This window comes from Arthrobacter sp. ZGTC412, from assembly GCF_002929215.1.
Classification (GTDB): Bacteria; Actinomycetota; Actinomycetes; order Actinomycetales; family Micrococcaceae; genus Arthrobacter.
The window spans coordinates 62,299-73,409 of sequence record NZ_PJII01000023.1 but is presented as its reverse complement, the minus strand read 5'-3'; the positions used below and the strand labels follow the sequence as shown (position 1 = coordinate 73,409).

14 protein-coding genes are annotated in these 11,111 nt (G+C 59.7%); 4 read left to right on the top strand and 10 right to left on the bottom strand.

The window, feature by feature from the left end; all coding sequences use genetic code 11:
- The first annotated feature begins 287 nt into the window (after positions 1-287).
- Positions 288-668 (top strand): DUF7793 family protein, encoded by a 381-nt coding sequence (locus tag CXQ88_RS19410; protein WP_104045751.1) that lies wholly within the window; start codon positions 288-290, stop codon positions 666-668.
- Between the two features lie 230 nt (positions 669-898).
- On the opposite strand, the gene CXQ88_RS19405 is transcribed toward CXQ88_RS19410, so the two are convergent.
- Positions 899-1,321 carry a GNAT family N-acetyltransferase gene (locus CXQ88_RS19405; protein ID WP_104045750.1) on the bottom strand — a complete coding sequence of 141 codons (423 nt, stop codon included), beginning with the start codon at positions 1,319-1,321 and terminating at the stop codon, positions 899-901.
- Positions 1,322-1,421: 100 nt separating this feature from the next.
- Positions 1,422-1,934 carry a GNAT family N-acetyltransferase gene (locus CXQ88_RS19400; RefSeq protein WP_104045749.1) on the bottom strand — a complete coding sequence of 171 codons (513 nt, stop codon included), beginning with the start codon at positions 1,932-1,934 and terminating at the stop codon, positions 1,422-1,424.
- Positions 1,935-2,869: 935 nt separating this feature from the next.
- Here CXQ88_RS19400 and CXQ88_RS19390 point away from each other — a divergent pair.
- Positions 2,870-3,301 carry a DUF6228 family protein gene (locus tag CXQ88_RS19390; RefSeq protein WP_104045747.1) on the top strand — a complete coding sequence of 144 codons (432 nt, stop codon included), beginning with the start codon at positions 2,870-2,872 and terminating at the stop codon, positions 3,299-3,301.
- Here CXQ88_RS19390 and CXQ88_RS19385 read toward each other — a convergent pair.
- Positions 3,270-3,800 (bottom strand): SDR family NAD(P)-dependent oxidoreductase, encoded by a 531-nt coding sequence (locus tag CXQ88_RS19385; protein WP_258062022.1) that lies wholly within the window; start codon positions 3,798-3,800, stop codon positions 3,270-3,272. The genes CXQ88_RS19390 and CXQ88_RS19385 overlap by 32 nt on opposite strands.
- A gap of 616 nt (positions 3,801-4,416) precedes the next feature.
- Between CXQ88_RS19385 and CXQ88_RS21650 the strand changes: the two genes are divergently transcribed.
- Entirely contained in the window at positions 4,417-5,205 is a 789-nt protein-coding gene (locus tag CXQ88_RS21650) for a matrixin family metalloprotease (RefSeq protein ID WP_146069249.1), read from the top strand.
- A 107-nt stretch (positions 5,206-5,312) separates the two neighbouring features.
- Here CXQ88_RS21650 and CXQ88_RS22755 read toward each other — a convergent pair whose 3' ends face one another.
- The 7 genes from CXQ88_RS22755 to CXQ88_RS19345 all read right to left on the bottom strand — a co-directional run bounded on the left by CXQ88_RS22755 (position 5,313) and on the right by CXQ88_RS19345 (position 10,432).
- Positions 5,313-5,969 (bottom strand): alpha/beta hydrolase, encoded by a 657-nt coding sequence (locus CXQ88_RS22755; RefSeq protein WP_104045745.1) that lies wholly within the window; start codon positions 5,967-5,969, stop codon positions 5,313-5,315.
- 168 nt (positions 5,970-6,137) lie between these two features.
- Complete coding sequence (locus CXQ88_RS19370) at positions 6,138-6,563, bottom strand: PadR family transcriptional regulator (protein WP_181037616.1); 426 nt, start codon at positions 6,561-6,563, stop codon at positions 6,138-6,140.
- Positions 6,550-6,981, bottom strand: coding sequence for a hypothetical protein (locus CXQ88_RS19365; RefSeq protein WP_104045743.1), 432 nt, complete (start codon positions 6,979-6,981; stop codon positions 6,550-6,552). The genes CXQ88_RS19370 and CXQ88_RS19365 overlap by 14 nt, the downstream gene beginning before the upstream one ends.
- A 363-nt stretch (positions 6,982-7,344) precedes the next feature.
- The gene (locus tag CXQ88_RS19360) at positions 7,345-7,875 is read right to left on the bottom strand and encodes a hypothetical protein (protein ID WP_104045742.1); all 531 of its coding nucleotides are present in this window, start codon (positions 7,873-7,875) and stop codon (positions 7,345-7,347) included.
- Between the two features lie 133 nt (positions 7,876-8,008).
- Positions 8,009-9,061 (bottom strand): S66 family peptidase, encoded by a 1,053-nt coding sequence (locus CXQ88_RS19355; protein WP_104045741.1) that lies wholly within the window; start codon positions 9,059-9,061, stop codon positions 8,009-8,011.
- 312 nt (positions 9,062-9,373) lie between these two features.
- Complete coding sequence (locus CXQ88_RS19350; protein WP_258062018.1) at positions 9,374-10,114, bottom strand: alpha/beta fold hydrolase; 741 nt, start codon at positions 10,112-10,114, stop codon at positions 9,374-9,376.
- A gap of 108 nt (positions 10,115-10,222) precedes the next feature.
- The gene (locus CXQ88_RS19345; protein WP_104045740.1) at positions 10,223-10,432 is read right to left on the bottom strand and encodes a hypothetical protein; all 210 of its coding nucleotides are present in this window, start codon (positions 10,430-10,432) and stop codon (positions 10,223-10,225) included.
- Between the two features lie 73 nt (positions 10,433-10,505).
- Between CXQ88_RS19345 and CXQ88_RS19340 the strand changes: the two genes are divergently transcribed.
- Complete coding sequence (locus CXQ88_RS19340; protein ID WP_104045739.1) at positions 10,506-11,042, top strand: nuclear transport factor 2 family protein; 537 nt, start codon at positions 10,506-10,508, stop codon at positions 11,040-11,042.
- Positions 11,043-11,111 lie beyond the last annotated feature (69 nt).

The window sequence follows — 11,111 nt, the reverse complement described above, 5'->3', positions numbered from 1 at the left end:
TGTTGTGGGAGGAAATCAGGCTTCGAGGGGTCGGTGGTTCGCAGCGCTATTTGGCGCGTAGTACAGCCCGCAAGGGGGTGGCCTAACGGGCGTTTCCGCGTTCGAAAGGAGACCGCCTTGCGGGCAGCTGTTCGGGGCACGACGTCGCTCTCGTGCAAGTCATAACGAGCCTTTATCACCTCTGGATCTGCTCCGAGCACGTCGCTGCGAAGCATCTCCTTGACCGGTGTTTCCGCAGGTCAGCGTGCAGTTAGTCTTAGCTACGCAAGATATGGGGGAGAAAAGTGATGAAACCTATCACGGTTGATGGCGGCAAGGGCACTGTGGAACTCAGCGACAAGGGAGTTCTCCGCCTTCTGCGGAAGCCAGGGACTGTTCTGGAGGCCGCTGATGTTCATGCGGCGATGGCAAAGGTCAATGAGCTTGCCGACGGTGCCGAGTATCCGATGTTGATCGACATGTCGAATACCCAAGCGGTCACCCGCCAAGCCAAGTCCGTTTTCAGCCTAAAGTGCGCCGCTTCACGGATTGCCCTGCTTGGCTCAAGCCCGGTTAATCGTGTCATTGCCAATTTTGCTATGGCGCGGCGGACGCTCCCGTGTCCTACGCGGTTTTTCACCTCCCGCACTGAGGCCATGAACTGGCTTCTCCAGGCGCCCCTTCCCTGACCGGACCCTGTCTCCTAAAAGGGCCAAGCTGTTACTCGATGATGGGCCGTTCTTCGGGGAGTTGGTAGAGGGGGGCTGGCTGGAAGGCGAGGGCAGAGGCGCCTGCCACGGATGAGCAGCAACAGTGTTTTGGCGATCACTGCGGCGATGCCCAGCAAGGACTATGGAGAGGCACTGGCGCTGGGAGGAGCTGAAGGAGCGGTGGGCGATCCTTTAGCGGGCGTAGGTAGTCAGTCAAATCTGACGAAGGCTCTGACCGATCCTCCTTGGAATTCCTCGGTCTGGGTGTAGCCAAGCGCTCCATAGAACGCTTTCTGCTTCGGCTCGTCGTCGGTGATTAGGACTTTCTGACGCACATGTGGGTACTGTTCAAGCGCTCGTTCAGCGAGGGCTCGTCCTATACCTCTTCTATGATGCGACGGCCGAACAAGAATGTCCTGAAGGTAGCAAATCGAAGCACCATCGGAAATGACACGCGCTAGTCCAACCAGCGTTTGGCCGTCATGAGCAGCCACGAGTGTGGAAGATCCTTCCAGTGCCCGGACCAGATTGTCAGGGTCCTTCGTGTAGGCAAGCCATTCCACCGCACGGTACAGCTCAAGGACTTCGCCGAGTGGCAGGTCTTTGGCTTTCACTACGTTGATGGTGGTCATGCTCCATCCAAACTCGCAGCTTAGTCATTGGGGGTGTCTTTGAGCTGCGTGCCCGTAGACCGATCGGCTACTGCGACACTGCATCCGATGACGGTCAGCCTCATCCCACCTTGTACTTGAAGCCCCGGTGCGATCCGACGAATCCCAAACGCTCGTAAAAACGGTGTGCGTCCTGACGTCCCTCGTCAGACGTGAGCTGGACAAGCGACGCCTCAATGGAGGGAGCTGCACTTCCAGTAACCCACCGCATCATCGCTGATCCGATGCCACTGGACCTGTAGTCACTGCGGACTCGAACAGCTTCGATCAGAAGCCGAGTCGACCCGCGCCGGGCCATGCCAGGTATCCGGGTGAGCTGCATTGTCGCCAGGGGATCGTCCGTCTCGTTCACGACCACGAGAAGGTCGTTGGAGGGGTCTGCGACGATAGCACTCAACGCAGACCGGTAAGCGGCGGCATCAGAATCGTCGGCCTTGTCACCCCTCGTTGCGCTGATTGGATCGTCCGCGAGAAGGACCATTAGTGTGCGGAGGTCGCTGTCGGTAGCCCTGCGCAGCGTGAACTTTTTAGCCTTAGCGATCAGGTTAACGGGCAAATGCAGAGTATTGATCATTGTTGCAGTTTCCCATTTATCATCCTGCGGGGCCGCCCGATCGAGGATCCTTCAACGGACACGTTTTGCGGGCCTAAGCGGGCCGGGAAGGTCCACTCCAGAACGAGGTGCATGCCTTACAGGTCTCCTAGGGCAGGATCTGCTGCCAATTCCGTGAGGGCTTCGACCGCTAGAAACTGCGGATACTGATCCTGTCTAAGCTGGTGTCGATAGTCATCAAGCCAGTAGCTAACGGTTCTTTGTCGAGTGATGCTCATGAACTCGGGGTTTGCCCGGACGAATTGTGCGTATTCACTAAGCATGGTTGGCCGCATGGGGAGAGACGCCGTTACGAAATTAAGAATGTCGAACCCGACTTCAATGACGTACTCACCGCAGAGCTGGATGACGAAGGGAATAGTCCAGACCGCGTCCGACGGGAGTATCTGAGACAGTGCACGTTGGCGGACCCGCCCGTCGTGGTTCCGTGACATCCAGCAGGCAAGGATAAGTTGTTGCCTGACATTCAGGTCCTTCGTGCGTTCCTCGCTTGGCCACTTGTAGTAATGCCGATATGGGACCTGGAGGCGCTCCCCGTGGACACAGATTGCCGGGTAGAAGCTCGCGGGCTGTTGATTCGTGTCTTGTATTAGCGTGTTTGGCGTCGCATGCAGGGGTTGGCTTAGCGTCCTCATCGTCACTTCGGCATCTGCCCGCACTGAGTGAGGAAATGCAGGCAGAAAGGTGGGTTCGTCAAACAGCGGTGCGGCCATCAAATGATTCAAGCACCCGGCAACTACCGTCGGGGAACGAAAGGTACTGCAGTGCCTTTCCGTTCTTATGTGGACGTCGCTTGTCTGTCAGGGATCTGGGGCCAAAGGGCTTGTTCCAGTGTCCGCAAGGGCATCCGCTAACGGCAGGCGATACAGAGCGGCAGTAAATATAAGAATTGAGTCATGGACAAAGTAGAGATCGGGCACACACAGCGGCTCATTTTTGAAGACGTGAAGCGGTCATCTGTTGGCGAACTGGAAAGTATGGTCGTGTCCATCGAGTTGCAGGACTTAGCGGCGCGTCGAGAAGTCGCCGCGTATTACGGAAACGGATTTGATGACCTTTCGAACTTCTTCAAGGACCTAGCCGACCACTGGTCAGGCTGGCGAGGCATCAAATCATACAGTTCTCTGGAGCGGGATCTGCAGCTCGAAGCGGAGCACAGGGGCAGCCACGTCGAGCTTACTTTTGATTTGCATGACCCAGAATTCCCAGGGACTTCAGGGACTTGGTGTGTCCGCGGCCAGTTGACACTGGAACCCGGAGAGGAACTCACCCGAATCAGCAACGCGCTAGACGGAGTTATGGCCCGCACCCCGAGAGGTGCCCGGTAAAGGATCGCCTAACGCGCGAGTGCGATGGCGACTGGGTCTGCCAGCGGAGGTCCTGTTCTCCAAGAGAACAGAAACGTGGTGACGCTTGAACACCGGAGTCAACAAGTTTTCGCAGCTGACGGGCGGCAGTGCCAAGTGCCTTGGATGCGTCGGTCTGTCCCATCGCGGTCGCCAGTATTCCTGGGTGAACGGCCCAACACCGCACGCGACCTTTAAGGTCCTGGGCAAGTGAGACTGTCAGCATATTCTGCGCGGCTTTAGAGATCTTGTAGGCGTAGCTCGTCGAAAGTTCAGAGAGCTCACCATTGGCTTGCGCGGAAACAGATCCAAGCCGTGATGTCACGTTCAAAATTATCGGATTGGGGGCGCTGAGTAAGTTTGGCAAAAGGAACTGCACCAGGCGCAGGGGGCCGGCTACATTCACATCGAGTGCATTCAGAACTCCGTCAGCTTCGATTGCTCCCAGATCTGCATGCGGTGCCCCCTGGGCAGTCAACATGCCGGCCCGGGGCTTTACAAGCTCCCGTTCCGATTCATTTGTTGTTGAGCACGGACAGTCAAAATCTCCCTTGCGGGCTTCGCCGCGAAAAATGACGCACTCACTTCAGATATCGTTCTTACATATATGCCGCCAATAAGCGGCCAATAAATGGGGGAAATATGCGACCAACGGCAACGGGATCCGGCCACTCTTCATCTGCGGTGGAACACACTTTTGATGACACAGCGGATGAAGGAACCGTCATCGTCCTTCCTCTGACCGCCCAGTGACGGCTAGCGAAGGCCCCGAAAGGCGACCATCAACGGGCTCTGTGCCCTTAGAGGAAGTTCACGAGAAGACGCCGGGAGCAGAGGTTGTCCCGGCGGTTAGACCTACCCCGCCGCGCCCTGCCTATGGTGAGATACGAGAAGAACTGAGCGCGGAGCTTGATCAGCAAGCCAGTCGACCTCGGCCGGCGAAGAAGCGATCCGACGGCCGATTGGTCTGGGCTCTTATCTCGGCTTGCTTAGTCATCGCCCTGCAGGCCTACCAGGCAGGGGACCTGTCTGTTGGATGGCCTGCAGCCCTTCGCCCCCAGGGCCAAGTTCTAGGTGTGCCAGTAGGTCCGACACCGATGGCCGAAGCACCATCTGCTACCGCTCCCGTCAGCGAAGTAGCGGTGCCGACAACGGCCGCTCGAACCACACCCAATGGCCGTTCCAAGACCACCCCCACACCCGGGAGAGAATCCCAGCCCACGCCACTCGGAAGCCCTGCGCCGGTCTCCACAAGAAGTGACTCCTATGCCTTCCTCGGCCTTCCCGACCTGAAACAGGGCACTGTCGCTTACGACCCTTGCCGTCCCATCCACTATGTCACGAGGGCTGCGAACTCCCCTGAGGGCGGACATGAGATGATCAACGAAGGGTTTAACGAACTCTCGCGTGTCACCGGCTTGCAATTCATCAACGACGGCGAAACTCTCGAAGCCCCATCGGAGCAGCGGCCCATGTACCAGCCGGACAGCTACGGTGACCGTTGGGCACCCATTCTGGTTGCATGGTCCAACTCGGACGAATCACCCAGACTCTCACGTGAGCAAAGCGGCAATCGATTCACAGAAGCGCTCGGCTACGCTGGCAGCAGAGCCGTCTCACCCAGCACCAAAGATCGCTACGTATACGTCACCGGCCAAGTCGTCCTTAACACCCCGGCTCTTGCCGAAGCGTCCGCCGTCGAAGGCCCCACACTGACACCATCAGTCATCGCACACGAACTCGCTCACCTCGTCGGCTTGGACCACGTCGATGACCCCACCCAGCTGATGTACCCCGAATCAAGCCATCAACGGCCAACCTACGCCGATGGGGACCTCACAGGACTAGCAGCCCTCGGCCGCGGCACCTGCTCACCAGGTCTCTAGCCAGACAACCGGCAGGGCCGGACGCCCTGGACGCCCGATTGGGGATCCTTGAACGGACGCAACTGGGGTTCGACCCGCTGGTGTTTGACGTTGGCTGAACGCGAGACCTAGATCTCCAAGATTAGTTTGGTGAGCATCTTAGGTTGGCTGATGAAGGGCGAATGACTCGAGTTCAAACTGACATTGTTGGTACATCGGCGGGCCATACGTTCCTGAAGGACGGGGCTAATCGCCTTGTCCAGTTTGGAGCGAATATACGTGCTCTCGATGGTTGCCCAAGCAATACGGCTGGGCACGCCACGACCGTGACCAGGTTGTTGAGGCACGAGGAGTGAGGTTGCCCATGCGCTGTCGGCCTTGGAGCAATCCCCGTAGAGAACCTCGCGAGCCCGTTCCGGATGGATGCTGGTCGACCCGTCCTCATTGTGACGGACAGAGTCGTTGACCAGTGCCGAGGGCCCACCCAACACGGCGCCGTTCTCACCGGCTGCCGGTACGAACCCTGCAACATAAAACAGATGTCTGACCCGTTCGAGGCCCGTGATGACAGATCCGCCGTACGAATGCCCAAGAACAACTGGCATCCCCAAGCAGCCATCGACTACCTCCTGTACGGCTGCAGTGTCCGCAGCCAGCGAGCCCCTGTGCAGACGAGGAACATGTACATTCGCGCCTCGATGGCGCAGATCCTCCACCAATCGGTCGAAGTGGGCCGGCTGATGCCATAGCCCATGGACGAGTACGACTTCAGTCCGCTGATTCATTCCGCCAGCCTATGTTCTGAGACGCAGCTTGTAGTGGGAGTGGGAAAGCACGAATAGGTAATTGACGGGTCGCAGTGACCTTCCGTGAGCCGGTCCAACGGCAGTCCCCCCGATCGATAGGGGATGGCTGAACGTACACGCTCGTCGTGGTGAGTGGGTAAGGCTCCCTCAACGTGGTTGGACGCGGCGGGCGGCAGCGGTTGTGTCTCGGAAGAGTTGACTGGTCACGTACGCCATCGGCCCCTGCAGGTAACCAGCCAGAACCCGCTCACCCGAGGCAGTGAGCTCGTAGATCTTGCGCTTGGCACCGGTACCCGCCACTGATACCTGGCTATGGGTGATGAGGTTCAAGCCTTCCACCCGCCGTAGGGCCCGGTGCATGCTCTGTTCATCCACCGCCAAATAGGCCTCGCTGAGTTCGGTGATGAACTCGCGGATCTGTCCGGACCACCGCGGTTCCTCGGACAGGGCCAGCAGGATGAAGAGCATCAGCGTGCTCTTTTTGTGGGTCTCGGTCCACGCGCCGAGGACTTTGCGCTCATAGTCGGTCAGTTCAAGGGCAGGTCCGCCAGGCGCCGGTTCAGACCTCGACATGCTCATAGCCCCTGCTGAACATCGCGCCGATGGTGTGCACCAGGAGCCCGGCGCCCCACAACACGCTCATCGACACCAGAGGACCGGACCACCCCTGCTGCAGCATCTCACCGCGCCCACTAAGCATCAGGATCCACGCGTGCAGCCAGAAACTGCCGTTGATGATCAGGTACGCGACAGCGTGCGCGAAGTAGGTTCCATACGCGCGCTGGCGCAACGCCGTCGCATTCCTCGCCGTGAACACCACCATGTAAAGCGCCACCCCGGCAAGCAGCAGCATGGTGCCGGCTGTGACTCGTCCGTCCGCGACGAAAGCTGTGTAGCCCTGGACAACCAGTACGCCGGCGACCAGGGCGCTCGTATACCGGGCCAGGCCTTGGTTGGTGATCGGGGTGACGCCGTCGGGTCGGTTTCCCATGCCAAACTCCTTAGTAGACTCTTGGTATAGTACCTACGGTTGCTCTATTGGTCCAGCGAAAATGGGAAATGGCCTCGGTACGTGGTTGTCCCGCGTACCGAGGCCTGCTCGCGGAGGGGGCCGTTATGGGTGCCTTGATTTCGTAACGGCCCTCAACGTGGCACTACGTCATCGAAAGACGAGCCGACGGGTGGCCAACTGGTGGCCACTCTCCGTGCTGTCTTTGGTACCGCTAACAGTGATTGTGTTGTCCGTACTCCCGGCAACTGCAGGAAATGGCGGCTTTTTCGCAGCGCTATTTGGCGCGCACGGTGGAGCCCGTAAGGGGATCCTTTCCCGGGCGGGTGAGCCTTCAGCGACCTATCAAGGGTTCCAATTCAGGACGGCGTCGCGGAGTTCCGCTACCGACATCTCGCTGCCGAGGCGCAAAACCGGCAGGTCTAGTTGGTCAAGCCATTCCTCATGAGCGGCACGGCTTCTGCCGTCGAATGCCGGGTCGTCGTAACCCTTTGCCCAATTCAGGAATTCGGACCACGCCGCCTCGTCGAAGTCTCGGCCGGCCCGGCGATGCACCTCGCGTGCTTCGAGGCGTCGCAGCCGCTCACGAGAGTCGAGCGTCAAGAAGACCACGGCATCGCACTCTGCAACGATGCTCTCCCCCCAGCCCATCATCGATCCGGACAGGACCCAGCCCTCCCGAGGAACGAACACGTCGCGCATCAGGGCCAGCCGAGCGTTCTCGGGACGCTTCTCGACGTACGGCGGGATGGTGGGCACCCAGAAATAGTCATCGGCGTCCGCGTGAGGAACCGACCAATAGTCAGCCAGCGCCCGACCGAACGTAGTCGTTCCGCTACCGCTCGCCCCCATCACATGAACCCTCGCACGTTGCATGACTCAATTATCGGGGTGTGGGCACGGGCAGGGATGCAGGCGGCGGGCGCTTTCGTGTAAGTCGATGCCGTCTCGTGAGCAGGTGGGTCATCGGGGCCTCCGGCGTCCGCTCCGGGATCCTTTACCGGACGCCTCAGCTGTAGTTAGCGGTAACTGTTTTGTTGATTCTGTCGAGACGGACCAGCCCACCGTGGGGAAGGATCCATTGGGGTCGGGTGTGGCCAAAGGGAACTCCGACGCAGATGACCGCGTCCGGGTTGTACGCACTGACCTGTCCGATGATCACTTCGCGCTGTTCTGCCCTTCGTCGGGCTCGTTCCTCCACTGCCGGAACAGGTTCCCCTAGTCGGCTGGCTGGTGGGCGGGCGACCAGCACGCCGGCGGCGGCTGCAAGGATTCCCCTCTCGCCCAGGGCTCGCACCCATCTCTGCACTACGTCTGCGGCAGGCAGCTCCTCGCTAGTTTCGAAGAGCAGGATCGCCCCTTCGAGGTCGCCCACACCCGGCATCCGGTCAGCCATCGCGATCTGGTCAATCACCTCTCGGCAACCGCCCCACGACCGTCCTTCCACCACCGTCTTCGGACCGGACCAGACCCATGGTTCTGTCGCCTCGCGGACACCGAGCTGTGTCAGGGCGCGGGGGTCTGTCCAAGGGATGCCGTAGTCTTCTGACTCTCCCGGATCGGTCAGCTCAATGGTTCCGCCTTCGATTAGTGCGGCGCGAAGCGAGACCAGGTGCACGTCATCCACACGCGGACCTGCTCCCAGGTGCACCTGCGTGGAACCACCGAAGTAACTGGGGATCCGGAGGCCCCACAAGAAGTTGTGCAGGTTCGTGTTGTCGCTGTAGCCCAGGAACGGCTTCCGGTTGTCGGCGATGACATCGGCGTCGAGGTGCTTGATGATGGTGATCTGGTCGTCGCCACCGATCGTCGCAAGTACGGCCCGGACCGTGCGGTCGGCGAACGCGGCGGTGACGTCAGCAGCCCGAGCTTGGGCGCTTGCGCCGAGCTGCCGTGTAGTTGGGTACTCGACTGGAATCAACCCGGTGGTTTCCGTCAATCGCTTCATAGCCTGCTCGTGGACAGCTTCCGAGACGGCTGGTGCCGCAAATGCTGGAGAGAGGATCGCAACCCGATCACCAGCGCGGGCCTTCGCAGGCGGAGTCAGTTTCTGCGAGGACATCAGTTCATTAGAGCAGTCAGTCATCCAGTCTCATGGCCTCCACGCCGGTCCGCGCGACGGCCGCTAGACCGACGGGAAGGACTTACTCCAGCACTGCGGCCCTCTCTATGCGACAGCCGGGCCTAACGAAAACCGAGACTTCCTCGAACAAGGATGTGCATTTGATCGGTTCGTGGCGGAATTCAGCGATCGCCCAGAGTCACACCATCGCTCGTAATCCGGCGAGACAAGTGAAGCCCTGGTGCCCGTTAGCCCATCCTCTACCGGACGTCCAGGAACCCCGCGAGGGCTTCTATCCACTGATCGAATGCGTCAAGATGCGTCGTGTGATCCTCCGGGAAGGTCGACACGTGTCACGTCGTTACCCCGCTCCACAAATTGTGCCTTTTGTTCCTCGGTGAACATCCCGTCGCCGGCGTAGACGACAAGTGCGGGCGCCTGTACGCGCGCCCACTCCGTCCATCGCGGTTCTGCAAGAGGGGTAAGCGCTGCGACCATCACCTCGGGGTCAAAGCGGGGATGCAGTCCGTCCTCCCGGTGCTCCATGTCGTCTACCCATGCGCGCTGTAGTGGGCCGTCCCCCAAGAACTTGGAGGCTGCGGAACGGTCCGAGAACGGCACAGGCCAGGAATGAAAGTACTCACTGAGTGCTGCATGCTCCTGGTCGCTACCGCTCCCTTCGCCACACTCAAGGAGCACAAGGGTCCGCATTAGGTTAGGGTGCGCCGCAGCAGCGAGCATTGCCGTGTGAGCACCCATCGAATGCCCGACCAGATGAACCGGGCCGGAGGCCTCGCCTTCAATAACTGATACAACGTCATTAACGAATGCCTCACGCGAGGTGTCAGAGGGTAGCCGCGTGCTCCTGCCGTGACCCCGCTGGTCGACAAGTATGATCTTGCGACCGGGTAGGGCACGGGCGGTGGACAGGAACTCCTGTCCACTTCCAGCCAGTCCGTGGAGGATCACGATGGCAGGTTCACTCCCGTCAATGACGACGTAGCTTATTTCGACACCATCGCCCGCCCGGATGACACAACTTGTTTGCTCCATCCAGCGATCCTACGTAGCGACTCAGAACTGGGGATCAAGAAGCGCCGCCCCTAAGCCGATCCCTCCCCGAACACCGATCGCGTTGTACATCTCGACCCCAAAAGGGAGCTACGGGGAGAGCTGCTGCTCCCAAGTGCCGGCTGCCGCGCGCCCGCGTCGGTACTCAAGAACGGAGCAGGTTAGGAACGCAGAAGCAGCCAGGACCATGACGAAGATAGACGCTGGCCCCCACCATTCCGGCAGCTTCTCAGCGAGCATCATCGTACCCACCCCGAGAACGATCGACACCCCGAATAGGTAGCGGCTCCATGCAGTCATATCCACAGCCTAACCGCCGGCAGAGATTCTGAATCGAGGTGCTCGTAAGCCGACTGGCTTACGGGCGGCTTCAATGGCGTTTTCTAGCTACGATCTGAGGATGACGAGCCTTTTGGATCAACTCGCGTGGCACAACACCCCGATTTCAGCGGCGCCGATTACAAGGGCCGCAGCGCAAGAATGGCTTGATGCATACGTGACGGCATGGAAGACCTACGACGAACGAGCAATCGCTGATCTATGGTCGGAAACTGCTGTGTGGCATTACCCATTCCAGACCCGAGCATCAGGACGCGAGGACATAGTCGCTGAGTGGATGAGTGAGCGCGATGCCTTCGTAGGTGAGTCCTTCGACGCCAAGTACTACCCCGTGGCCATTGAGGGCGACCGAGTAGTCGCCCATGGCCGGACTGTCTTCTACGACTCGGGTAGTGGTCGCGTAGTCACGGCATACGACAACATCTGGTTCCTGCGGTTCGATGACTCGGGACGGTGTTCCGAGTTTCATGAGTGGTACGCCGGCCGCCCTGAGGACGAACCAGATCGAGCAGTCCCTGAGGGCCAGGCAGCAATACAGAAGACATCGACCCTGAGGCACGACCGCCCGTAGGAGGATCCCCCTACGGACAGCCGAGCCCATTTCCTAGTCCAGCTTCACCTGTCTCGAATCCTATGCGCC